The organism is Candidatus Arthromitus sp. SFB-turkey (assembly GCF_001655775.1).
GTDB lineage: Bacteria > Bacillota > Clostridia > Clostridiales > Clostridiaceae > Dwaynesavagella > Dwaynesavagella gallinarum.
In genome coordinates, this window is the sequence record NZ_LXFF01000002.1 from 1 (window position 1) to 25,662 (window position 25,662).

At 25.7% G+C, this 25,662-nt stretch carries 22 protein-coding genes and 5 tRNA genes; 21 read left to right on the forward strand and 6 right to left on the reverse strand.

What is annotated here, in order from left to right:
* Window position 1: 1 nt before the first annotated feature.
* The 8 genes from spoIID to metK all read left to right on the forward strand — a co-directional run bounded on the left by spoIID (window position 2) and on the right by metK (window position 3,910).
* A complete protein-coding gene (gene spoIID, locus A6P36_RS00010) occupies window positions 2-931 on the forward strand; it encodes a stage II sporulation protein D (RefSeq protein ID WP_082917489.1) in 930 nt (309 codons plus the stop codon).
* 88 nt (window positions 932-1,019) lie between these two features.
* Window positions 1,020-1,874 (forward strand): M23 family metallopeptidase, encoded by an 855-nt coding sequence (locus A6P36_RS00015; protein ID WP_066760111.1) that lies wholly within the window; start codon window positions 1,020-1,022, stop codon window positions 1,872-1,874.
* 54 nt (window positions 1,875-1,928) lie between these two features.
* Window positions 1,929-2,183, forward strand: coding sequence for a sporulation transcriptional regulator SpoIIID (gene spoIIID / locus A6P36_RS00020; protein ID WP_066760113.1), 255 nt, complete (start codon window positions 1,929-1,931; stop codon window positions 2,181-2,183).
* Window positions 2,184-2,313: 130 nt separating this feature from the next.
* A tRNA-Thr gene (locus A6P36_RS00025) sits at window positions 2,314-2,389 on the forward strand.
* 6 nt (window positions 2,390-2,395) lie between these two features.
* A tRNA-Tyr gene (locus A6P36_RS00030) sits at window positions 2,396-2,481 on the forward strand.
* A gap of 5 nt (window positions 2,482-2,486) precedes the next feature.
* Window positions 2,487-2,562 (forward strand) — tRNA-Val (locus tag A6P36_RS00035).
* A gap of 6 nt (window positions 2,563-2,568) precedes the next feature.
* Window positions 2,569-2,644 (forward strand) — tRNA-Thr (locus A6P36_RS00040).
* 84 nt (window positions 2,645-2,728) lie between these two features.
* Window positions 2,729-3,910, forward strand: a complete 1,182-nt coding sequence (metK, locus tag A6P36_RS00045) for a methionine adenosyltransferase (protein ID WP_066760114.1) — start codon at window positions 2,729-2,731, stop codon at window positions 3,908-3,910.
* Window positions 3,911-3,923: 13 nt separating this feature from the next.
* Here the strand turns inward: metK and nagA are convergent, their stop codons facing one another.
* A complete protein-coding gene (gene nagA, locus A6P36_RS00050) occupies window positions 3,924-5,069 on the reverse strand; it encodes an N-acetylglucosamine-6-phosphate deacetylase (protein ID WP_066760116.1) in 1,146 nt (381 codons plus the stop codon).
* Window positions 5,070-5,186: 117 nt separating this feature from the next.
* Here nagA and recD2 point away from each other — a divergent pair, with 117 nt between their 5' ends.
* From recD2 to A6P36_RS00090, 8 genes are all read left to right on the forward strand, one after another.
* Window positions 5,187-7,415: an SF1B family DNA helicase RecD2 gene (gene recD2, locus A6P36_RS00055; RefSeq protein WP_066760118.1), complete on the forward strand. Its 2,229-nt coding sequence runs from the start codon at window positions 5,187-5,189 to the stop codon at window positions 7,413-7,415.
* 234 nt (window positions 7,416-7,649) lie between these two features.
* Complete coding sequence (locus A6P36_RS00060; RefSeq protein ID WP_242861581.1) at window positions 7,650-8,414, forward strand: hypothetical protein; 765 nt, start codon at window positions 7,650-7,652, stop codon at window positions 8,412-8,414.
* Window positions 8,387-9,040, forward strand: a complete 654-nt coding sequence (locus A6P36_RS00065; protein ID WP_066760151.1) for a ComF family protein — start codon at window positions 8,387-8,389, stop codon at window positions 9,038-9,040. The genes A6P36_RS00060 and A6P36_RS00065 overlap by 28 nt, the downstream gene beginning before the upstream one ends.
* A gap of 238 nt (window positions 9,041-9,278) precedes the next feature.
* Window positions 9,279-9,818, forward strand: a complete 540-nt coding sequence (gene hpf / locus A6P36_RS00070) for a ribosome hibernation-promoting factor, HPF/YfiA family (protein WP_066760122.1) — start codon at window positions 9,279-9,281, stop codon at window positions 9,816-9,818.
* A 231-nt stretch (window positions 9,819-10,049) separates the two neighbouring features.
* Complete coding sequence (secA, locus tag A6P36_RS00075) at window positions 10,050-12,560, forward strand: preprotein translocase subunit SecA (RefSeq protein WP_066760124.1); 2,511 nt, start codon at window positions 10,050-10,052, stop codon at window positions 12,558-12,560.
* A gap of 89 nt (window positions 12,561-12,649) precedes the next feature.
* The gene (prfB, locus tag A6P36_RS00080) at window positions 12,650-13,723 is read left to right on the forward strand and encodes a peptide chain release factor 2 (protein WP_156507941.1); all 1,074 of its coding nucleotides are present in this window, start codon (window positions 12,650-12,652) and stop codon (window positions 13,721-13,723) included.
* A 14-nt stretch (window positions 13,724-13,737) separates the two neighbouring features.
* Entirely contained in the window at window positions 13,738-15,897 is a 2,160-nt protein-coding gene (locus A6P36_RS00085; protein WP_066760126.1) for a Tex family protein, read from the forward strand.
* Window positions 15,898-15,920: 23 nt separating this feature from the next.
* Window positions 15,921-16,508: an ECF transporter S component gene (locus A6P36_RS00090; RefSeq protein ID WP_066760128.1), complete on the forward strand. Its 588-nt coding sequence runs from the start codon at window positions 15,921-15,923 to the stop codon at window positions 16,506-16,508.
* On the opposite strand, the gene rimI is transcribed toward A6P36_RS00090, so the two are convergent.
* From rimI to tsaE, 3 genes are read right to left on the reverse strand one after another with little or no spacing between them, the layout of a single operon-like run.
* Complete coding sequence (gene rimI / locus A6P36_RS00095) at window positions 16,505-16,945, reverse strand: ribosomal protein S18-alanine N-acetyltransferase (RefSeq protein ID WP_066760130.1); 441 nt, start codon at window positions 16,943-16,945, stop codon at window positions 16,505-16,507. The genes A6P36_RS00090 and rimI overlap by 4 nt on opposite strands.
* The gene (gene tsaB, locus A6P36_RS00100) at window positions 16,938-17,636 is read right to left on the reverse strand and encodes a tRNA (adenosine(37)-N6)-threonylcarbamoyltransferase complex dimerization subunit type 1 TsaB (protein ID WP_066760135.1); all 699 of its coding nucleotides are present in this window, start codon (window positions 17,634-17,636) and stop codon (window positions 16,938-16,940) included. The genes rimI and tsaB overlap by 8 nt, the downstream gene beginning before the upstream one ends.
* A gap of 1 nt (window position 17,637) precedes the next feature.
* A complete protein-coding gene (gene tsaE, locus A6P36_RS00105; protein WP_066760137.1) occupies window positions 17,638-18,120 on the reverse strand; it encodes a tRNA (adenosine(37)-N6)-threonylcarbamoyltransferase complex ATPase subunit type 1 TsaE in 483 nt (160 codons plus the stop codon).
* Window positions 18,121-18,240: 120 nt separating this feature from the next.
* On the opposite strand from tsaE, the gene A6P36_RS00110 reads away from it, so the two are divergent.
* The 5 genes from A6P36_RS00110 (at window position 18,241) to A6P36_RS08160 (ending at window position 23,924) form a co-directional block, all read left to right on the forward strand.
* Window positions 18,241-18,316: transfer RNA gene (locus A6P36_RS00110), tRNA-Trp, on the forward strand.
* 405 nt (window positions 18,317-18,721) lie between these two features.
* On the forward strand, window positions 18,722-19,201 hold the full coding sequence (locus tag A6P36_RS00115; RefSeq protein ID WP_066760142.1) for a hypothetical protein: 480 nt from the start codon (window positions 18,722-18,724) through the stop codon (window positions 19,199-19,201).
* A gap of 86 nt (window positions 19,202-19,287) precedes the next feature.
* Window positions 19,288-20,055: a polysaccharide deacetylase family protein gene (locus tag A6P36_RS00120; protein ID WP_066760144.1), complete on the forward strand. Its 768-nt coding sequence runs from the start codon at window positions 19,288-19,290 to the stop codon at window positions 20,053-20,055.
* Between the two features lie 36 nt (window positions 20,056-20,091).
* The gene (locus tag A6P36_RS00125) at window positions 20,092-21,339 is read left to right on the forward strand and encodes a D-alanyl-D-alanine carboxypeptidase family protein (protein WP_066760154.1); all 1,248 of its coding nucleotides are present in this window, start codon (window positions 20,092-20,094) and stop codon (window positions 21,337-21,339) included.
* A gap of 161 nt (window positions 21,340-21,500) precedes the next feature.
* Window positions 21,501-23,924 carry an ATP-binding protein gene (locus A6P36_RS08160; RefSeq protein WP_066760146.1) on the forward strand — a complete coding sequence of 808 codons (2,424 nt, stop codon included), beginning with the start codon at window positions 21,501-21,503 and terminating at the stop codon, window positions 23,922-23,924.
* A gap of 18 nt (window positions 23,925-23,942) precedes the next feature.
* Here A6P36_RS08160 and A6P36_RS00135 read toward each other — a convergent pair whose 3' ends face one another.
* Both A6P36_RS00135 and A6P36_RS00140 read right to left on the reverse strand, forming a co-directional pair.
* Window positions 23,943-25,112, reverse strand: a complete 1,170-nt coding sequence (locus tag A6P36_RS00135) for a cation:proton antiporter (protein WP_066760147.1) — start codon at window positions 25,110-25,112, stop codon at window positions 23,943-23,945.
* A 22-nt stretch (window positions 25,113-25,134) separates the two neighbouring features.
* Window positions 25,135-25,662: signal peptidase II (locus A6P36_RS00140; RefSeq protein ID WP_066760156.1), on the reverse strand; the 528-nt coding region annotated here is incomplete at its 5' end.

The window sequence follows — 25,662 nt, forward strand, 5'->3', positions numbered from 1 at the left end:
TATATTTATTATTATAATTTTTAGTTTACCTTTATTGGTTATAAATTTGGATAAAAGTTTTTCTAAAGAATTTGAGAATTTAGAAGAAAATAATCTGAAAATAAAATTGTATAGACATGAAACTGATAATGTAGAAGAAATTGATTTAGAAAAATATTTAGAAGGTGTTTTGGTTGCGGAAATGCCTGCAAAATTTGATATGGAGGCTTTAAAAGCTCAGGCGGTTGCTTCGAGAACCTATGCAGTTAGTAAAATTTTAAGTGAAAATAAAATACATAACGTAGCAGATGTTTGTGATACAGTTCATTCTCAAGCGTATATTGATGAAGAAGATTATGAAAATAAATTTGGAAGTAAAGTAGATGAATACATTTCTAAAATAAGAAAAGCTTTAAATGAAACAAGAGGTGAAGTGTTATTTTATAATGGAAATATTGTAAAAAATGCATTATATTTTGCTGTATCTAGTGGAGTTACTGAGGAAGCTTCTGAAGTATTTTCATTTTCTGAACCATATTTAAAATCGGTAGACAGTAAATTTGATCAAGATGCTCCAAATGCTAGTAAGGAATATGTTTTTAAAGAAAAGGAATTTTTAAATAAAATAAATGATAATTATGAAAATGCAAATGTTAAGAATTTTGATGATATTGAAATTGTCGATTATACAACATCGGGATCTATAGAGAAAATAAGATTAGGTAATGAAGTAATTAGGGGACTGGATTTTAGATATTTATTTGGTTTGAATTCAAGTAATATTGTTATGGAAAAAAAAGGTGAAGATATATTTATTAATGTTAAAGGTTATGGACATGGAGTTGGACTTTCTCAGTGGGGTGCTGGGAAAATGGCTGAGCTTGGATATACTTATGATGAAATATTAAAGCATTATTATACAGGTGTTGAAATTAAAATAGGCTCTTTTTAAAAGAGTCTATTTTAGTTTTTTAAAAATATTTTCAATAATTTGTATGTTTTTCTAAATAATGGACAAAATTAGAATGGAGGTGTTTTAATTGAGTAATTATAGAAAATCAAAAATATTTGGTAAGAAAGAAAAATTTAATTTATTTGTATTTGTGGGTATAACATTATTTATAATTTTTATAATGTATTTAACAAGCACGCCATCAAAAGCAGATAAATCTCAAAATGAATTTGGAAAATCTGAGATTTCACAAAATAGCACTGGATTTGAGCAAGAATTAAATGTGAATGAAAATATAATAGATAATGCTGTTCAAGTAAAAGACGATAATGTATTAGATAAACAAGAAATTGATATTAACAAAGAAAAATCTGATGAATTAGATAATAAAAATGAATTAGCAACTAATGATTCATCTAACAATGATTTAGCACAATTAAACAATGAGAGTGTAGAAAATTCTACTGAAAAAAATATAGCAATGGAAACAAATGAGGAGAGTGCGCAAGTTTCTACTAGTGGTAATATTTCATTTGTAAGTCCTGTAGAGGGAGCGGTTATAAGAGAGTATACAAACGATACAATATATTCTAAGACTTTAAATACATGGAGAACCAGAGAAGGTATAGATTTTAAAGCTGAAATTGGATCATCTGTTGTATCAGTTTTAGATGGTGTTGTTGAAAAAATAGATAATGATTTAACTGAACGTGGTGAGTACATAGTTATAAAACATGAAGATGGTTTTAAGACTATGTATACGAATTTAGATGAGGAAGTTAAGGTTGTAATCGGTCAAAAAGTTAGAAAAGGAGAAGTTATAGCTACAGTTGGTAATTCTTCAGGAAATTATTCTAATGAAGATTATGGTGCACATCTTAATTTTGTAATGTATCTAAACAATGAGGAAGTAAATCCATCTGAATATATAAATTTTAAATAGTTATTTAGTCATTTTTGACTAAATAACTACTTTTAAAAGAAGGTAGAGGAAATTATGAAAGATTATATTGAGGAAAGAGTTTTAGGAGTTGCAAAATACATAATAGATTCAAAATCTACTATAAGAAAAACAGCTATGGCTTTTGGAGTTAGTAAAAGTACTATACATAAAGATATGACAGAACGACTTCCTAAAATTAATCCTATTATAGCAAAAGAAGCTAAACATATATTGGATTTAAATAAAGCTGAGAGACATATAAGAGGTGGTAAAGCTACTAAAATGAAATATAGCAGTGGAGAAAATTAAGATTGTATAACAATATAAAGATAATTGGTGAAAAATTAAGAAAAAATATATATATATTAAAAAAAATAATTAGTATAATTCTTGAAAAATAAATTAAAATATAATATAATACCAATTGTTGAGTGGTGTTGCTGGTATAGCTCAATTGGTAGAGCAGCTGACTTGTAATCAGCAGGTTGTAGGTTCAAGTCCTATTACCAGCTCCAAGTTACGGAGGAATTCCCGAGCGGCCAAAGGGGGCAGACTGTAAATCTGTTGTCTTTCGACTTCGTTGGTTCGAATCCAACTTCCTCCACCAATAATGGGCGCATAGCTCAGCTGGGAGAGCATCTGCCTTACAAGCAGGAGGTCACAGGTTCGATCCCTGTTGTGCCCACCACATTTTGCTGGTATAGCTCAATTGGTAGAGCAGCTGACTTGTAATCAGCAGGTTGTAGGTTCAAGTCCTATTACCAGCTCCATTTTTTTATTAATCCTTTGCTTAGTGCTTAGGGTTATTTTTGTTTTTTGAAAAAATTTATTTTTGAAGAGGTGTGTTGATTTTAATGAAGAGATTATTTACATCTGAATCTGTTACAGAAGGACATCCAGATAAAATTTGTGATCAAATATCAGACGGTATATTAGATTTTATTTTATCTAAAGATCCATTGGCGAGGGTTGCTTGTGAGGTTAGTGCTACTACAGGAATTATAAATGTTATGGGAGAAATAACAACTAGTTGTTATGTAGATATCCAAAGTTTAGTAAGAAGTATTGTTAATGATATAGGATATAATAAAGGTGAGTATGGATTTGATTGTAATACTTGTGCTATTGCCAATTTTATACATGGACAATCACCTGATATTGCAGTGGGAGTAAATGAATCATTTGAAAAAAGAAATGATGTTTCTGATGAAAATCAATTTTTAGGAGCAGGCGATCAAGGTATTATGTTCGGATATGCTACAAATGAAACAGAAGAATATATGCCTCTTCCTATAGTACTAGCTCATAAATTGTCAAAAAGACTTTCAGAAGTTAGAAAATTAGGAATTTTAAATTACTTAAGACCTGATGGAAAAACTCAAGTTACAGTTGAGTATGATGGTGATGTGCCTGTTAGGATAGATACAATTTTAATTTCAACTCAACATGATGAAAATACATCACAGGATACTATAAAAAAAGATTTAATGGAGCATGTTATAAAATCTGTTATTCCTGAAAATTTATTAGATGATAAGGTTAAATATTTTGTAAATCCAACAGGAAGATTTGTTATTGGAGGTCCACATGGTGATAGTGGTCTTACTGGAAGGAAAATAATTGTTGATACTTATGGTGGATTTTCAAGGCATGGTGGAGGTGCTTTTTCTGGTAAAGATCCAACTAAAGTGGATAGAACTGCAGCTTATGGAGCTAGATGGGTAGCTAAAAATATTGTTGCTTCTGGAATTTGTGATAAAATTGAAATTCAATTAGCTTATGCAATAGGTGTCGCTAATCCAGTATCTTTGTTTGTTGAAACTTTTGGAACTGAGAAAGTAAGTAAAAGTGATATTTATGAAATAATAAATAAAGTATTTGATTTAAGTCCTGGAAGTTTAATAGAAAATTTGGATTTGAGGCGTCCTATATATAGACAAGTTTCTTCTTATGGACATTTTGGAAGAAATGACTTAGATCTTCCTTGGGAGAGATTAGATAAGGTTGATGAAATTAAGGTACTAATTAATAAATAGAAAGTACTAGTTTTTAGCTAGTACTTTCTATTTTTTTACCATTTACAAATACATGTTTTATATTTATATCTTCATCAAATAAAATTAAATCTGCATCATAATTTTCTTTTATGATTCCTTTAGTTGAATCTGTACCACATACTTTTGATGGGTTTATTGTAAGTAATTTTATTATTTCATATAGTGGTATATTTAAATTATTTTTTACATTTCTAACTGCTTTATCTAAGGTTAATACAGAACCGGCAAGTACACCGTTATTTAATCTTGCTGCAGAATCTTTAACAATAACTTCTTGACCGCCTAGAGAATACTTTCCATCTTTCATACAGCAAGCACTCATTGCATCAGTTATTAAAATTATTTTATCACTTGATTTTATTTTTAATGCTATATCAAGTGAAGCATAATGTATATGTATTCCATCTAATATACATTCTGCAGTAATGTTAGAATTTAGTATTGCTCCAACAGCTCCAGGATCTCTGTGATTAAATGGAGTCATTGCATTAAAAAGGTGTGTTGCATGGGAAACTCCATTTTTTATTCCTTCCATAGCTTCTTCATATTTTGCATCAGTATGACCTATTGAAACAACTATATTTTTTTTATGCAAATATTGTATTAGATTTTGTGCACCTTCTATTTCTGGAGCTAGGGTAACTATTTTTATAATTTCTTCATAATCTTCAGCAATATCTTTAAAATTATCAATTGAAGGTTCTAATAAATAATTTGGGTTTTGTGCACCAATTTTGTTTTTATTTATAAATGGACCTTCTAAATGTACTCCTAAAATATTGTTTACTGTTGATTTTTCTTTCATGACTAAATATACGTTTTTAATAGCATTTCGTATATCTTCTTTCGAACATGTCATTGTAGTTGGAAGAAATGAAGTAACGCCATGTTTTAATATAGCTTGAGAAATCTTTTTTAAACTTTCACAAGTGGCGTCCATTGTGTCACATCCATATGCACCGTGTATGTGTATATCTATAAATCCAGGTGATAAATAAAGATTTTCGCCATCTAAAATATCTCCATCATATTTTGGAGTGTGATTTAAAAATATTTTATAAATTTTGTTGTTTTGTATTATTATGCTTCCAGGGATTATAGAATCAGGAAATATTATTTTTACATTTTTAATTAACAAAATTTCAACTCCTTTTTGATTATTGTAATTTTAATAATTATTTATGTCAAATAAAATGATTTCTATATTTGTGATATAATTCTATAGTATTTTTGAAAATTTGTTATGAGGGTATATATGGAAAAAATAATTGGAACTATTAGAGATATTATATATATTTCTGATAGATTTTCTATATTTAAAATTTTGTGTGATGATAACAAAGAAATTATATGTGTTTGTGATTATGATGATATACAAATTGATGATCGAATATGTGCTCATGGAAATTTTGAAATAAATCCTAAATATGGAGAGAGATTTAAGGTTTCACTTATTGAAAAATTAACTTTAGTTAATGAAAAAGAAATTGAAAAATATTTATCCTCATCTTTATTTGTTGGTATTGGTGTTAAGACTGCAAAAAAAATTGTTGAAAAATTTGGAGTAAATACATTAGATATTATAAATAATGATATAGATAAACTTAAAGAGGTTGAAGGTATTGGTAATAAGAAGTTTTTAGAAATTAAAAGTGCTCTTAGTGGAAGAATAAATGATAAGGAAATAATTTTAGAGCTTACGAAATTAGGATTTTCCTTGAATAATTCAAATAAAATATATAATATTTTTTATGAATCGTCAGTTGATGTTGTAAAAGATGATCCTTATGTGTTAATTGATAAATTGCAAGGGTTTGGTTTTAAAAAGGCAGATGCTATTGGTAAAAAATTAAATATTTTACAAGATTCATTTAATAGGATTAAACATGGAATAATTTACGTGTTAAAAGAGCGTTTGAAGTTTGGAAATACTTTTTTACCTTATAATGAATTAATATGTCTATCTAAAGAATTACTTTTAGTTGAAGAAAAGAAAATTTCTGATGTATATGATGAAATTTTAAGTAAAGGATTTATAATAGAAAAAACATTTAAAAATGAAGATAACGAAATAAGATGTGTTTTTTTGACTAATATATACATGGCAGAATATGAAATATGTTCGAGTTTAATTAGATTATATATATACAAGAAAAATAATTTTAATATTGATGTAAAAAAAGAAATTGAGATTTTTGAAAAGGAAAATTCATTAAAATTTTCCGATGACCAAGTTGAGGCTTTAACTAAAAGTGTAAATAATAGTGTACATATTATAACTGGTGGTCCAGGAACAGGAAAAACAACTATAATAAAATTTATTTTAAATGTATTTATTAAAAGAGGTTTTAAAACAATAATGGTTGCCCCAACAGGTAGAGCAGCAAAAAGAATGATGGAAACAACAGGTTTTGAAGCGAAGACAATTCACAGAGTTTTGGAAATTTCAAGTACTGAGGATGATGAATTTAATTTTGTTGGAAAAAGTGATAAAAATACAATTAAATGTGATGTTATAATCATAGATGAAGCATCAATGATAGATGTACTTTTAGGTAGTAAATTATTTAATTCTTTAGGTATTGGAACAAAAATTATAATAGTTGGTGATATAGATCAATTACCTTCTGTTGGACCAGGTAATTTTTTAAAAGATATAATAAATAGTGGTATTTTTCCAGTTTCGAGATTAAATAAGATTTATAGACAAAAGGAAAATAGCTATATAGTTTTAAATGCACATAAAATAAATAATGGTGAAGAGCTTATATTAAATAAAAAAGATGGGGATTTTTATATTTTAAAAAACAACAATGAAAATGAAATTTGTGATATTTTAAAAGAGCTTGTATTAAAGCGTATACCTAAATTTTTTTCCTATGATATAGATATTTTAAAAGATATACAGGTGTTATCTCCTATAAGAAAAGGAATTTTGGGTGTAAATAATTTAAATTTAGTATTTCAAGAAAGTATAAATCCTAAGAGCAGTGATAAAAATGAAATGATTTTTTTAGGAAATTCATATAGGGTTGGAGATAAGGTCATGCAGATAAAAAATAATTATGAGCTTTTAGGATATTATGTAAAAGATGGAGAACAAATTAAAGGAGTATTTAATGGAGATATTGGATACATAATAGATGTAAATGAAAAAAATATTAATGTTCTTTATGATGGAAACAAGATTTTTAAATATGATAAAACAAATTTAAGTGAAATAGAGCATGCTTACGCTATAACTGTACATAAAAGTCAAGGAAGTGAATTTCCCATTGTTATTATTCCTATTTTTAGGTTTACAAATATTTTAATGAATAGAAATATTTTATATACTGCTGTTACAAGAGCTAAACGTTGTGTTATATTAGTTGGAGATATTAATGCTTTAATGTATATGGTTAGAAATACATCTTCTACGATTAGATATTCATCCTTGAAATATTTATTTAATGAAATTGTTAATTTGTTAGAAAAAAATTAGGGGGAGTATAAAATTTTAATAGATAATATAAAAAGAGAAGTTGATTACAATTATAGAAAGTTAATTAAATGGTTTTTTGATTCAAAAGATGAATTTTTTAATGTTGTATCACATCCATTTTATGATTTAAAACTAATTGTTTCTTTTTTAGTTAGGTTGTTAGGTTATAGGAAAAAAATTTTATATATAACTCATAATGAAATATATATTAAAAATAAATTGAATGAATATAGTGTGAATTTTGAAAATTTAATTTTTTCTACCCCATTATCATCTTTTGATAGTAAGATAAATTTTGATTTGGTTATATTTGATGATATAAGTGGAATTTCAGTTATTGAAGATTCTTTTGTGCTGCCGTTTTTGAAAAATATTTCATCTAATAAGAAAATTATTTTAAGTATGAGTGAGTTATTGACAAATAATAAGATTTATGAAATCAATGATGAGTTGGTTTTATTTAAAGAACCAAGAAGTATTCAAACGAAAATTGATTTAAATTATGATATGCCACATGTTGTTTTTGAATTTTTAGAATGGTTTATGTTAAATGAAACTAAGGTTATATTAATTACAAAAGATAGTGATTCTAGTAAAAACGTGTATAGTTATATGAAAAAATATGTATCTTTTTCATCTAAGTTAAACAACGTTTTTATTGATAATAATTTTAAATCTTTTTGTGATTTTGAGAGTAATGTAAAATTAAATTCTTATATTTATATAACTTCAATTTGTTTTTTTAATGAATTTCAAGAATTTATTTTTAAGGATAAATCTAAAGTACATAATTTTAATATTGTTGTGTTTTTTGCTTCTGATAGAGTTTTCAATTATAAGAATTTATTGAGTTTATGTGGAATGTCTAATTTTTTAAAAGATTGTAAAAATGAAGTCATTTTTGTATCTAATTATGAAAATATGGAAATACTTACGGCAAAAAGAATTTCAAGGAGTTATAATAAGAGACTTTGGGAGTTTGGCTTGAGAAAATATTAGATTCAATTTATCCTAGATTATTTTTATGTGTTGGATGTTTAAGTGAAATAAATAAAGGATTTATATGTGAAGATTGTCTAAATGATATTAGTTTTAATGAATGTTTAGATAAAAAATATTTTGATGATTTTGATGCAAACTATGTTTGTTATTATAGTGGAGCTATTAAAAATATAATATATAATTTTAAGGTTCATAAAAATTTTTATTGTGGAGAATATTTAGGAAATATATTAAGTGATTACATAAAGAAGAGTAACTTAAAATTTGATTATTTAACATATGTCCCGAGAGATATTAACAAAATTAAAAAAGAAGGTTTTGATCAAAGCAGGTTTTTAACTAAATTTTTGAGTAAAAATTTAAATGTTCCCTTCATAAAAGTTGTTTCATGTAAAGGAAAGAATTATGATCAAAAAAGGATGGGATCACGGGATAGAAGTTTAAATGTTAAAGGTAAATTTTTTATAGAGGGTAAATTAGATAAATTGGAAGACAAATCACTTTTAATAATTGATGATGTGGCAACGACATATAGCACTTTGAATGAAGTTTCTAAAGTGATTAAAAAAAGTAGTTCTAAAACAAAAGTAAGTGTATTGACAATTGCAAAAACTTTAATTTAAAATAAAGTAAAGCTAGGTTTGTGGTTGAAAATCGATGCCAGTCGCAGGCAAAACGATCCACGTAAATTAAAAAAATTTTTTAATTATCATGGTGCGGCTTAGAGGTAAGACCTGCCATTTATAAAATGAGAGGGTTAGTAGTGAGGAATTAATTTTTATTAGCGAAATCTCCAGCAGGCGAGTGTGGGGGAAAAGACCAGGTCAACTAGCTTTATTTTATATATTAGGGGGGCTTAGCATGAAAATTGTTATTCATGGAAGAAACATTCAAGTTACTGATGCATTAGAGGATAGTATATGTAGAAAATTATCTAGATTAGATAAGTATTTTTCAGAGGAATTAGAAGCCCAAGTTACTTTAAGTATTGAAAAAAATAATCAAATAATAGAAGTTGCAATTATATTTAATGGTATGTATTTAAGGGCTCAGGAGAGAAATGCTGATTTATATGTTGCTATAGATTTAGTTGTAGATAAAATTTATAAACAAATTAGGAAGCAAAAAACTAAATTATTGAAAAAGTATCATGATAATAAGGACTTAAAAAATTCGCACATATTATTTGATAATATAGAAATTGATGATTCAGAAGAAGAGGAAAAAATTGTAAAAACTAAGAGATTTCCTATAAAACCTATGTATAAAGATGAAGCTATTTTACAAATGGAGCTTATGGGACATGATTTTTATGTTTTTATAAATGCAGAGACTAATGGAGTTAATGTGTTATATAAAAGAAAATCTGGTAATTATGGAATTATAGAGGCGGAATATTAAAAGTTATAATTAAGGTGTTCATAAAAGGACACCTTAATTTGTTTGTTGGGTAGAAAAATTTTTTATAAAATGATATAATTTTTAAAAATAAAATAAATGGAAAATATTTGTAATTAGTTATTATAAATATAAAATTTTAAAAATATTTTTAAAAATATAAATTGTATGTTTAATTTTGCTATAAAATTAAGATAATATAATCATGAAGTGTAATTGTGAGGATGGAAATTAATGGGATTATTAACAAAAATATTTGGTACATATAGTGATAGGGAATTGAAGCAAATTAATAAAATCATAAAAAAAATTAATTCTTTGGAACCGGCTATTCAAAAATTATCTGATGAGAAGTTAAAATCTAAGACTTCTGAGTTTAAAGATAGATATAAAAATGGTGAGTCTCTTGATAAGATGTTACCTGAAGCTTTTGCAGTAGTTAGGGAAGTTTCTAGAAGAGTTCTAGGTAAACGTCATTATGATGTTCAGCTTATAGGTGGTATTGTACTTCATCAGGGAAGAATCGCTGAAATGAAAACTGGAGAAGGAAAAACTTTGGTATCAGCACCTCCTGCGTATTTGAATTCTATTACTGGGGAAGGTGTACATATAATAACAGTTAATGATTATTTGGCTCAAAGGGATTGTGAAATTAATAAACCTATTTATGATTTTTTAGGAGTTAGTGTTGCTCCAATAGTTCATGGAATTACATCTAAACAAAGACAAGAAGCATACGCCTGTGATATTACTTATGGAACAAACAACGAATTTGGGTTTGATTATTTAAGAGATAATATGGTTATCTTTAAAGAAGAGAAAGTCCAAAGAGGATTAAATTTTGTAATTATAGATGAGATAGATTCTGTTCTTATAGATGATGCTAGAACTCCGCTTATTATATCGGGAGCTGCAAATAAATCTACTGATTTTTATAAGATAGCAGATTATTTTGCTAAGACATTAAAAGAAGATGATTATAAAAAAGATGAAAAAACTAATTCTGTAATATTGACTGATGATGGAGTTAAAAAAGCAGAGGCGTTTTTTAAAGTTGACAATTATGCAGATCCAGAAAATATGAGTATTCAGCATCATGTTTCACAGTCTCTACGTGCTAATTATGCTATGAAAAGAGATAAAAATTATATAGTTATTGAAGGTAAAGTTGAGATAATTGATGATAATACAGGACGTGTTATGGAAGGAAGACGTTATGGAGATGGTCTTCATCAAGCAATTGAAGCGAAAGAAGGAGTAAAGGTTGAGAAAGAATCCAAAACTCTTGCAACAATTTCATATCAGAATTTGTTTAGAATGTATAAAAAATTAAGTGGAATGACGGGAACAGCAGCTACAGAAGAAAATGAATTTAGGGAAATTTATAGTTTAGATATAGTGGTAATACCTACAAATAAGCCTATTCAGAGAATAGATCATCCTGATAAAGTTTTTAAAACAGAAGCTGGGAAAATAAAGGCTATTGTTAAGGATATAGAAGAAAGTAATCAAAAAGGACAGCCAGTTTTGGTAGTTGCTCCTAGTATTTCTAAAGCGGAAGAGATGTCTGATTATTTGCGAAGAAAAGGTATGAAGCATCAGTTACTTACAGCAAAATCTCATGAAAAAGAAGCAGAAATTGTTGCGCAAGCAGGTCAAGCAGGAATGATAACTGTTGCTACTAATATGGCTGGAAGAGGTACTGACATAAAGCTTGGAAAAGGTGTTCATGAAGCTGGAGGATTGAAAATAATAGGTACTGAACGTGCTGAATCCCGTAGAGTTGATGGACAAATGAAAGGTAGAGCAGGACGTCAAGGTGACCCTGGAAGTTCTAGATTTTATATAAGTTTAGATGATGATTTAATGAGAATTTTTGGATCTGATAGATTAAAAGGTGTTGTAGATAAGTTAGGTCTTTCAGATGATGATGCTATTGAAAGTAAGTTTGTATCTAAAGCTATTGAAAATGCTCAGAAAAATGTTGAAGGAAACAATTTTGATGTTAGAAAATCTTTACTTGGATATGATGATGTAATAAATAAACAAAGGGAAATTATTTATTCTCAGCGTTCTCGAGTGTTAGAAGGTGAAAATTTAAAAGAACAAATACATTCGATGATTGAAGATGTTGTATCTTATGAAGTGAATGTTCATTTATCAAATCCAAATTCAGAATCAGAAGAGAGTGATTTGAAAAAACTTGTTGAATATATGGAAATGTTGTATGTTCCTGTTGGGCTTATAAAAGTTTCTATGTTGGAAGAATTAAATCATAAAGAAATAATTGATAAGTATGTATCTATTGCTAAAAAGATTTATAAGAAAAAAGAAGAAGAATTTGGAGAAAAACAGTTAAGAGAAGTAGAACGTGTTATTTTGCTTAGAGTTGTTGATTTAAAGTGGATGGATCATATAAACAATATGGATCATTTAAAACAAGGTATTGGTCTTAGAGCGTATAAACAACAGGATCCCATTCAAGCATATCAATATGAGGGAAGTGCTATGTTTGAGGAGATGATTAGAAATATTAAGATAGATACCATAAAATATTTAATGCATGTTAGAAGTGATAAGGCTCCTCAAAGAGAAAGAGTTGCGAAAGAAACGGGAACGAATAAAGCATCTTCATCAGATGTTAAAGGAAAGACAATAAAAAAAGAAGCTAAGATTGGTAGAAATGATGATTGTCCTTGTGGAAGTGGTAAAAAATATAAAGCTTGTTGTGGAAAAAATTCTTAAATTATTTGTAGCTGCTTTTTAGCAGCTTTTTTTATATAGAGGGAGAAATATTATGTTTGATTATCAATATTTTAAAAATGAGCTAAAAAGTGTTAAACAAAATTTTGAAATTATTAGGAGGTCTCTTTGACGTAGATTTTTTAAGAAAACAGATTCAAGAATATGATATTATGATGGAAGATTCTAATTTTTGGAATGATTTACATAAGAGTAAAGAAATTGTTAAAGAATGTAAATTTTTAAAAGATAAAGTTCAAGAGTTTGAAAATCTGGAGAACACATTTAAATACTTGGATGAATCTTTAGAAATTATAAGATATGATGAAGACGATGAATATATAAAGATATTTAAAAATGATTTTTCTGAATTTAAAAATTCATTTGAAGAAATGAGCATTAAGACTTTACTAAGTGGAGAGTATGATAAAAATAATGCTTTTTTAACATTACATGCAGGTGCAGGTGGAGTTGATGCTCAAGATTGGACTGAAATGCTTTTGAGAATGTATATTAGGTGGGGAGAAGGGAATAATTTTTCGGTCCAAGTAGTTGAAGAAATAAGTGGAGATGAAGCAGGAATTAAAGGTGCTACTTTAAAAATTTCTGGAGAATATGCTTATGGGTATTTAAAAAGTGAAAAAGGAATTCATAGATTAGTTAGGATATCTCCTTTTAATTCAAATGGTAAACGTCAAACATCTTTTGCATCAGTTGAGGTTTTACCAGAGATTGAGAATGTAGAAGAAATAAAAATTAATGATGGTGATTTAAAAATTGATACATATAGAGCAAGTGGTGCAGGTGGTCAGCACGTAAATAAAACAGAATCAGCTGTTAGAATAACACACCTAAAAACTGGAATAGTTGTGCAATGTCAAACAGAACGTAGTCAATTATCTAATAAAGAAACAGCGATGAAAATGCTTTTGTCAAAGCTTATTGAGCTTAAAGATAGAACACATAAAGAAAAGCTTGAGGATTTAACAGGTGATTTGAAAGAGATTGGTTTTGGAAGTCAAATTAGATCTTATACTCTTCATCCGTATTCACTTGTAAAAGATCATAGAATAAATGTAGAAACATCTGATGTTCTAGGTGTTTTAGATGGTAAAATTGATATTTTTATAAAGAAATACATAAAAAATTTTTTAAAAAAACGTTAAATATTAGGGGGATTATTGTGGATATTTCTAAAATTTTATCTAATGAATTTAGTATAGACAAAAAATATGTTGATAATGTGATAAATTTGTTAGATGATGGAAATACTGTGCCATTTATATCACGTTACAGAAAAGAAATGACAGGTTCTCTTGATGATATTGTTTTAAGAGAATTTGAATTACGTCTTCAATATTTAAGGAATCTTGAAGAAAAGAAACAAAATGTAATTAGGCTTATTGATGAACAAGGAAAATTAACTGATAAATTAAAAGTGATGATTTTAGATTGTAAAACATTGGTTGAAATTGAGGATATATATAGACCTTTTAAACCTAAAAAAAGAACTCGCGCAATTATAGCAGAAGAAAAAGGATTAAAACCTTTATCAGAAATTATTTTATCTGGAGATGAAAATATAGATATATTTTTAGAATCAGAAAATTATATAAATCTTGAGTTAGGTGTAAAAAATGGACAAGATGCTTTAAATGGGGCAAAAGATATAATAGCAGAGATTATATCTGATAATTATGATTTTAGAAAATTTATTCGTGAATACATATTTGAAAATGGTATTTTACAAACTCAAGGTGAAAGTGAAGAGAGAACTCAATATGAAATTTATTATGAGTATAGTGAAAAGTTAAAAACTATTCCATCTCATAGAATTCTAGCTATAAATCGAGGAGAAAAGGAAAATGTTTTAAAAGTTAAGGTTAATTTTGAAGAAGATGTAATAGTAGATAAAATTTATTCTAAGATGAAAAATGAAAATAAGGAAAGTAGTAAAATTATTTTTGAATCTATAGAAGATTCTCTTAAAAGGTTAATAATTCCATCTGTAATAAGAGAAATACGTAAAGAATTAAGTGAAGTTGCTGAAGATGGTGCTATAATTATTTTTAAAGAAAATTTAAAGGCATTATTAATGCAACCTCCTATAAAAGGTAAATTTGTTATGGCTGTTGACCCAGGATTTCGTACTGGATGTAAAGTTTGTATTTTAGATGATATGGGTAAATATTTAACATCTACTGCTATATATCCAAATGAACCTTTTAAAAAAGTTGATGAGAGTAAAAAGATTTTAAAAGAATTAATTTATGATTATAATGTAAATTTAATATCTCTTGGAAATGGAACTGCTAGTCGTGAAACGGAAGAAATAATTGGAGAAGTCATACAGGAAGTTAAGGATGAAAAAAATATAGACTTATCTTATGTGATAGTTTCAGAAGCAGGAGCTTCTGTTTATTCAGCGTCAGAGCTTGCGAGTAAAGAATATCCAAATTTAGATGTTACAGTTAGAGGAGCAATTTCTATAGGAAGAAGATTACAAGATCCATTGGTTGAACTTGTTAAGATTGATCCTAAATCAATAGGTGTTGGACAATATCAACATGATATAAATTCTAAAAAACTTGAAGAATCCTTAAGAACAGTTATAGAAGATTGTGTTAACTCTGTAGGTGTTGATTTAAATATAGCGACCCCTGCTATATTGTCTTATATATCTGGAATTAATTCTTCTATTGCTGAAAATATTGTAAAATATAGAGAAGAAAATGGAAAATTTAAAAATAGAAACGAATTGTTAAAGGTTAAAAGATTAGGAAATAAAGTTTATGAACAATGTGTTGGTTTTTTAAGAATAAGTGATGGGGATAATGGACTTGATAATACTTCTGTACATCCTGAAAGTTATGATGCTACTAAGAAATTTTTAGAGATATTAAACCTTGATATAGATGAATTGAAATATAGAGGAAAAATAGATAATTTAGATGAGAGATTGAAAAATTTTAATAAAAAAGATATTTTGAGTGAATTAGGTATTGGAGAAATAACTTTAGATGATATAATAAAGGAACTAAAGAAGCCTGCAAGAGATCCAAGAGAAGATTTACCTATACCTATATTTAAAAAGGGAGTTTTAAGTATAGAAGATTTAAAAGAGGGAATGATTTTGACTGGAACAGTAAGAAATATTTCTGATTTTGGAGCTTTTGTAGATATTGGTGTACATCAAGATGGATTAGTGCATAAATCTCAAATGTCACATAAATTTGTAAAACATCCTTTAGATGTTGTAAAATTAAATGATGTTGTTGATGTTAAAGTTATAGATATAGACATAGAAAGAAATAGAATTTCTTTAACTATGAAAATTTAAATTTATTTTAGGAGATAGTTTTAATGGATAGTAGAGTTAATTTTAAATTTAGTACAAAAGTTAAGATTAGCATATTAGTTGCGGTTTCTGTAGTTCTTATGTATTTTAGAGTTAGAGTACCTATTTTTCCAAGTTTTCTAGATTTTGATTTATCAGATATACCTATATTTTTCATTGGTATTATGTTTTCTCCTATTTTAGGGGTATTGGCAATGGGTATAAAAAATATTTTAGTATTTCTTATTATGGGTAGTTTTACTTCTGGAGTTGGAGAATTTGCAAATTTTTTAATGGGATCTTGTTTTGTTTTTGCTGCAAGTTTTGTTTTTAATAGAAAAAATGATATTGGTAAGTATATTTTATCCTTTTTATCTGGAATGATTGCTTTAGTTGTTTCAGGAGTTTTATTAAATTATTTTGTTATTCTTCCGGTTTATGCAAAAGTTTTAGGGGTTAGTATTAGTGGAATTATTGGTGAAGGAACTACAATATTTAAATTTTTGATGATTACTATAGTTCCATATAATATAATAAAAGCAATTATAATTTTTGTACCTACAGTATTTATATTTTCTAAAGTTAAAAAAATAAATTCTAGGAATAATTCCTAGAATTTTTTCATTATTATAGCGTTTTCTGTTGGATTTTTATAATAATTATTCCGTTTATACATTTCTTCAAATTTAAAATTTTTATATAGATTTATAGCGATTTTATTTGATTCTCTCACCTCTAAGAGGATATTAAAATTTTTAAATGAGTTAATTAAATAATTTAACAAATATTTTGAAAAACCATGTCCCCTATAATTTATATCTATAGCTATATTAGTTATTGTTATCTCATCTATTATTATCCAAATGCTTAAAAAACCTATTAATTTATCACCGTATAATAGAGAAAAATATTTTGAGAAAATATTGTTGAAATCCTCTTCATATGAACTTAAGCTCCAAGAGTTTGTAAAAGAGGATTTGCTTATTTTGTATATATACTGTATGTCAGATGGTAAAGATTCTCTTATTGTAATTTTATTTGAATCAATCATAAATTTTTTTCAATAACATTTCTTGAGCTTGAGAAACTCTTATATAAGATGGGGTAGAAATTTTTGAGTTATCAAATAAGTTTAATTTAAATTTTTCAAGCCCTAGAAGTGCGTAATCATAAGATGTTATTGGTTTTTTATTTATGTATGAATTTGGAAAATATTTTCTTATTTGTGTTTCAAATTTAATTGTACCATCTCCAGTAAATAAAATATCGTTAATACTTTTATGTTTTTCCTCAAGATATTCTTTTATTTTGTCTATGTGTATAATATCTCCTTCATAAGAATTAGTAATGATTGATTCTTTATTAGAAAATGAATTTATGTAAATTTCATCTCGCAATGCGTCTATAATCGAGCAAGTTATCCCATTAAAATTTTCTCTAAAATTAAGGCAGTCTAATGAAGATATGGAAATCATTGGTTTATTTAATGAATATGAAAAAGCTTTTATTATTGAAAATGCTATTCTTAGCCCTGTAAAACTACCTGGTCCTTTTGATAAAATAAATCCATCTATTTCATTTAAAGTTAAATTGGAGTTTTTAAGAACTTGGTCTATAGTATTTATTGAATTTATTGAATGATTTTTTAAATTATAAATGTTTATTTCAGAGATTAATTTTTCGTTGTTTGTTATTGAACAGCTTAATATATCTGTATTTGTATCTAAGGTTAAAAGTAACATTTTAAAGCTCCTTATTAAAAATATTTATTGCTTTTATTAATATTTCTTCATAATCTTTTGAAAAATTAAATTTAATAGTTCTGCAATTTTCATTTGTATTTGATTTACATATGTTTATGTAATTTGTATTTTTAGGTAATATATTTTTTATGAGAGATGACCATTCTATGATTTTTATTCCATCGTTTTTTATGTAATCATCGAACCCAATTAAAAATAACTCATCCAAAGAATTTAATCTATAAACATCAAAATGATATAGATTTATTTTCCCATTAGTGTATTCATTTATTAAATTAAATGTAGGACTTTTAATATTATCTTCTATGTTTAGGCCTAAGGCAATTCCCTTAGTTAAATGAGTTTTTCCACATCCCATGTCTCCATCTAAACCAATTAATATTTTTGAGCTTAATAATGATCCTAAAATTTTTCCAACATAAATTGTTTCGTTTATATTATTTGTAGATAGTGTATATTTCAAATAAACACCTCGTTTCACATATTGTATAAAATAATTGTAATTATTTTTGATTATTATGTAAATTATAAAATTTAAACATTGATTTTTATAAAGATATATATTATACTTAATGAAGTATTTAGGGGTATAGCTCAATTGGTAGAGTAGCGGTCTCCAAAACCGTTGGTTGCGGGTTCAAGTCCTGCTGCCCCTGCCAAAATAAAAAAGAGAGGTGCGTTTGCGTCTCTCTTTTTGCTTATTTGAAATTATTTAGTATTTTTAACGAATGGTAATAAGTGGTTGTACAAAAATTACATAAATCGAAATTAAAATAAGGTAAACTTATAATATTTAATGCTTTTTTATTACAACAATAACAAGTTTTCATTTGTTTCAAACTCCTAAACTTAAATATATTTAAGTTATTTCACATTGTTATAGTTTTATACAAAAAGTGTGTTAAAAAATTAAACAATTATTATGTAATAAATTTTTAAAAAATGTTTAAAAAAATTAAAAATATACATAATAAATTATTATGTAATAAATTTTTTATAGTTAGCATATATTTTACTTTGGAAATAAAGTAGTGGTTATAGTATTTACGTAGGAGGGAATTAAGTTGGATTCACAGTATCAAAATAATAAAAGTTTATGTTTAGATAGAAATCAAAACCTGTTAAATGAAATTATTGATATAGAAAAATTTAGAAAATTAGATGATAAATATATGATTACGGATATATGTAGAAATATAAATTTAAAATATGAGTTTAATGAAAATCAATGTAGTATTTATTATAAATCATTTAGTTGTAGTATTTTATTTGATAAAAATAATTTTAAATCACTGGCATGTTTTATTGATTCAAAATTATTTAATAGTGTAGATAAAGATAAGTTTATTTCATTTTTTAAAAGTATAGTTGAAAATAAACAATTAGATATTTCTGTTAAATATCTTAGAAATATTTTAAATAAAGTTTTAGATGGAGCAGTTAAGGAAGTAAAAGAGATTAAAGATAATGTTAATTTATATATAGAGAAAATTGTAAATGATAATAGAGAGTTAATTTTTATGATGGTAAATTTAAACGCTTAAAAAATTAAGCGTTTTTTTATTTTTTTAAATAATTTTGGTTTAATTAGGAAAAATTAAATATAACTACCAAAGAATGGAGAATGTTAATGTATAAAAAACTTGTAATATTAACAATTATATGTGTTATAATGACTAGGTTGGTCGTGGTAAGATGTGTTGAAAGTGATGTTGATTCTGTAAAATATTTAGATTATATTGAAGAAAAAGTTATATATTTGACTTTTGATGATGGACCAAGTCCAAATACAAATAAAATATTAAATATTTTAAAAGAAGAAGATGTTAAAGCAACTTTTTTTGTTATTGGTAATCAGGTAGATATTTATAAAGATACTGTAAAAAAACTTGAAGAAGCGGGAATGTGTATTCTTCCTCATACTAATACTCACAATTATAGAAAAATATATAAAACTTCTAAGGATTATTTTGAGGATTTAAACATTTGTAGAGAAAAAATAAAGAATGTAACTTTAAAAGATCCTGTTAATTTTGTGAGATTTCCAGGAGGAGTTAATAATGAATTATTAAATAATGATGTTTTAAGTGAGATTAGAGAGAAGTTTTTAGATGATAAATGTTATTTTATAGAATGGAATGTATACGGTTTAGATGCTGAAATTAATCCTAAAGATTCTAATACTATATATAGAGCTACAATAAATCAATTATGTAATATGCCTAAAGCAATAGTTTTATTGCATGATGGATATGGAAATGTGAATACAGCTAATTGTGTAAGAGATATTATAGTTCAAGCTAAAAATTTTGGATATAAGTTTAAAACTTTGGAGGAGATAACAGAAAAAGATTTTGATTATTTTGTAAAGAAAAATGTAATAAATAAAAGAGGATAGTTGTTTTTATTAGTAAATTTTTTGGGGGATAAGAAGATGGTTAAGTTTATTTTAAGTTTAATTTTATCTCTGAGTTTTATGGTTACAAGTGTTAATGCTCAGGAAGATAATAATGTAGATCCTCGTATTTATGGTGAAGCTTATGTTGTTATTGATGGTGATACCAATGAAGTTATTTTAGGAAAAAACGCAGATTTAAAAATGTATCCTGCGAGTATAACAAAATTAATTACAGCTATTTTATTAGCTGAACATAAAGAACCAAATGATGTATTGGTATTTACTCAAGCTGCAAAGCAAATGCCAGAGTATTCTGTTAATTTAAATTATTATCCTATGGAAGTTGGTCAAGAATTAAGTGCTGATTTTGTTATGAAATCAATTCTTATATTTTCTGCAAACGATATGGCACAGGTAGTAGCGGATAATATATCTCAAGAATTAGGTAAACCTTTTGAAGAGATAATGAACGATAAATTAAAAGAGTTTGGTATAAAGAATACAAATTTTAAAAATGCCGTGGGATTACATGATGATGATCATTATTCAACTGCATATGATTTAGCAATTCTTTTAAAAGAAGCATTAAAATATGATTGGATACGGGAAACTATTGGTACAAAAAATGTAACGGTTTCTCTACCTAATGGTTCACTTATAGTTTATGAAAATTCTAATAAATTACTTGGAACTGAGGGAATGATTGGTGGAAAAACAGGTTATACCTCAAGAGCAGGAAGAACTTTAGTTGGGGCATTCGAATATGAAGGTAAAACATATATAAGTACTGTTTTAAAATCCGTTTATGATGCAGATGATACATATGTTTTTGAAGATATGTTAAATTTAATTAAGTTGGCTAGGACAAAAGAGAAGACTTTATTATATGAATCTGGAAGTGCTTATCCTGAATATGTACCTTTAGAGTATAAGCTTTTTGGTTTTTTTGGTTCTAAAAAAGTTGAAGAAGTTCCTGTGATTTTGAAAGAAGATGTTTATATATATGACAATGATTATAATAAGGAAAATATTTTAACAGAAATAGTTTTAAAAGATAATATAAATATTTTTACAAATGGAGATAAGCCAATAGGAGTTTTGAAGGTTTCAATCTTTGATTATGAAAAGACGTATGATATAACGACTAATATATTTAATATAATAGCGAAGAATTTGTATATATATTTTATAGCTTTATTTTTAATTTTATTTATTATAGTTGCTATTATATTTTTGATTGTGAAAATAGGTAGACCTAAAAAGAATAAGAGAATTTGGGGATAAGTTTATAGCTATTGTTTAACTTATTTGTTAAATAATAGCTATTTTTTTCTTTAATATTGCATTATAAAATTTATTAATATAATATATTATTAATGTAACAATTTGGAATTTTTTATATGGATTAATAGATAATTTAACTTGTATCAAGGACGTGTACTTCTATGAAAATTAAAAAGATTAATATAAATAATTTTGGTTTGTTAAGTAAAAAAAGTATAAATTTAGAAAGTGGAATTAATATTATTTATTCTGAAAACAAACAAATAAAAACTATTATTCAAAATTTTATAGTTTGTTTTTTGTATGGAATGGATAATGATAGAAAAGTATTTAAAAGTGTGTTTAGGAGAAGATATTCACCTTTTACAATGGAAAAAACAAAGGGTGAACTTGTGGTTGAAAAAAATAATGTTGAGTATTTAATTGAGAGAAGTTTTGGAAATTCAAAATCACAAGATACAAGTAGTGTAACGCGTATTTCAGATGGAGAAAAAATTTTTAATTTGAATTTAGATCAACCTGGAAAAACATTTTTAGATATGGGATTTGAAGCTTTTCATAGAACTATGTTTGTTAAAAATATAGATGATTTTGTGTTGTTTAATAATAATTCTAAGCTTATGAACGATATAGCTAAGATTCAAGAAAATTTTGATAAAAGGTTTTCTTTTGATAAAGCGGTTGATTTGATTAATAATGCAAAAAGTATAATTAAAGATATAAGAATTTCTGAAAATTTAAATGAATTATATGATAAATATTTGAAATTAAATGGTGAATTGCATAAAGCGAATGAATTAGTATATTTAAATTCTTTGGATAAAAATAAATTGAAAGATTTACATAGAAGAAAAGAGCATTTAATAAATGAATATTCTGTTGTAGAACTTAATAGAAAATATTTCAAATATATGGAGTTAAAGACCATTGTATCTAATATTTGTGATTTAGAAGATGAAATTGATAAGCTTACTCAAGATTTGAAAAATATAAATGATGACATACCTAAATTAGATGATAAAAGTGTGACTGAAGATTTTGTAGATACTCTTAAAGAAAAAGTAGATACATATAAAGAGTGTAAAAAAGATATTTTGAAAGTAAATAAATTGGATTTAAATGAGGAATCAAAGGTTTTTGAAAGGTTTGAGTATTTAAATAAGGAACTTGATAAATATTTAATTGTAAAATCTAATTTATTATTTTATACAGAAAGAATAAAAAAAATTGATGATTTAAATAATCAAATAGATGATATAAAAGGAAATGGTAGATTAAGTTATTTACTTAAAAATATTTCTAGAACTAAAAAAAGTAAGCAAAAAAAGAATTATACTAAGTTGTATATATTTATAATAATTTTTTCTATATTGATTACAATTTTAGCTCCAGTGTTCAATCTTAATGTAAATGGAATTATTTTAATAAGTTTGACTTCATTTATTTTATTGGGACTTATATATGTTTATAGTATTTTTAGGGATTATAAAGATATAGAAAATAAAGATATGAATATTGAAGCAAGTAAATTTTATGATCTTAAAAATCAAATATCTAAAATTGAAAAAGAATTATATCCATATACATATTACAAAATTAAAAAAGATGTTGAAAGTATTAGAAAGATTGAAGAAGAACTTGATACTCTTAGTATTAGGTTTAAAGATGGAGATTTATCTTATATAAATGTAATTAAAAATTTTAGAGAACAAGAAAAAGCTTTAATTGAGATGTTAAGGGATTTTAACTTTGAAGATATTTTCATACAAGATATTGAAAATTTTATTGAAAACATTGAGTTTAAATTGAATCATAAGAAAAATATTGAAAAAGATTTAAAAGATAAGAATAAAGAATTATCTGATATATTAGAAGGTAAAAATAAATATGATTTGATAAATGAGATGGAATCACTTGAGGAATATTCAAATATTGTTGTGGAAAAGACTTTTGAGGAAGTTGATAATGAATATAATATTTTAAAAATAGAGCTTAAAAATATTGATGAAGAAATATTAAGTTTAAAACAAAATTTAGAAAATATTGATAATAATAAGCGTCAAGTTGAAATTATTAATGGGGAAATAATAAATCTTAAAAATACAATAGCTTATTTAGAAAGTAAAATAACAAATGTAGATATGTATATTAATAAAATCACAGATATATATTACGAATTTAAAGAAAATTTATCTTCAGAAATTTCAATGCGTATAGATTATGTAATTAAATATTTAACAAGGGATTCTTTAAATTCAGTACAAAGAAATAAAGTAGATAGAGTTATGAATAATAACGGTGGTTTATTATTAAGGGAAAGACTTGGAATTGAGTTTTTAAATACTGGAATGTGGGATTTAATATATTTTGCTTTAAGAATTACAATTGCAGATCTTATATATGAGGATAAGGGAGAAATACCTTTTATTTTAGATGATTTATTTGTATCTTATGATTTTGATAAAATGAAAAAGGCACTTATGTTACTTGAAAAATATTCAAAAGATAGACAAGTAATATTGTTTGCATCAACAAAAAGAGAAATAGAGTATTTAAAAGGAAATGCATATATTGTGAATATATAAAAGGATGAACTAAATAGTTCATCCTTTTATTGCATTTGGATATGAGTGATTTTTATATAAATTTGAGAGGAGTATAGGAGTTACAATTGTGGTTAATATTACAACTATTATGAGAGGTGAAATTAAACTTTCTTTCAAAATTCCACTTGCAAGTCCAATATTCATTATAATTAAAGCTACTTCTCCTCTGGATATCATACCTACACCTATCCTAGAAGAATCAAGAGAATCAAACCCTAAAATTTTTGATGTTATAAAGCAAGCTATAAATTTGCTTAATGCAGCTCCAATAAATAATATTATTGTGAAAATAATAATTGTTTTATTAAAAGATGAAAGTGTTGTTTGCATACCTATACTTGCAAAAAATATTGGTGAAAATATAAAGTAACTTAAATAATTTAGTTGTTTATAAACAGTATGTTGGAAAACATATTTTGAGAAAACAATTCCTGTTAAGTATGCTCCTATTATTGATGTAACATGAAAAAATTCTTCACTTATAAAAGAAATAGCAAAACATAAAATTAGTGCATACAGAGGCATTCTGTGTTTATGTTCCTTATTTATACTTAAATTATTTATAAATGGAGGAAGGAATTTTATAATTAAGAATGCAAAAATGAAGAATAAAGCTAGTCCAATTATAACTGTTTGAATTTTTACTTCTTGTCCAAGTGACCCACCAAATAAAGTTAAGATAAATACACCTAATATATCATCAATAATTGCAGAACCCATAATTGCAGAACCAGATTTTGATGAAAATACTTTTAAATCTTTAAGTGTTTGAGATGTTATTGAAACAGATGTTGGTGTAAATATAATTCCAAGGAAAATACTGTCTAAATAAGATAGATTCATTATGAAATATCCTATTGAAAAACCTATAATCAAAGGAATTATAACTCCCATTAAAGCTATTAAAAATGATGATAAACCTACTTTTTTTATGTGATCAAGATCAGTTTCAAGTCCAGCATTAAACATTAATAATATAACACCAATATGAGATGCATATTCCCAAAAAACATCGTAAGAAACTATTTTTAATACAGAAGGTCCTAAAATTATTCCTGCAATTAAGGCACCTACGACATTTGTTATTTTAAGTTTGTTTGTGATAGATCCAAGAAGTTTTGTAAGAACTAATATTAAACATAATTCAATTAAAAATTTAGGATCCATGAAACCTCCTTTAGAGATATAATTATTTAATTTTTAATGATTTTAAAATAAAGTTAAAAAAATCTTTTAATTCTATTTGATCATCAGATATGATATTTGACAAAACAAAACTTCCAAGACCAAAAGTTATAAATATATCTTTTATATCAGCTATGAAAAGATTATGAATGTGTAAAAAATCTAAACTTCCACCCCAGAATAGTTTGTCTATTAGTGAACATAATCCTCCTGAGAATAAAAAAATAAATGTCAGTTGTTCTATAGAATTAAGTTGTTTTTTTTGAAGTTTAAACCTATATAGAAAAAATATCAACATTAATATTAAAAAATTTAGAATTGTAAATATTATAAATGGAGCTTCAATATTGAATCTAGATGCTATAAAAGAGCCTTCATCATTTATGTGAGGAGTTATTGAAAAGTAATCTGGTATGATATTTATTGAAGTTAAATTGTTAAATTTGAAAAATATTGATACTATTATTTTTGAAAATTGATCTAAGAAAAATAGTATTAAAATTACCACTGATAATGAAATATTTTTTAATAT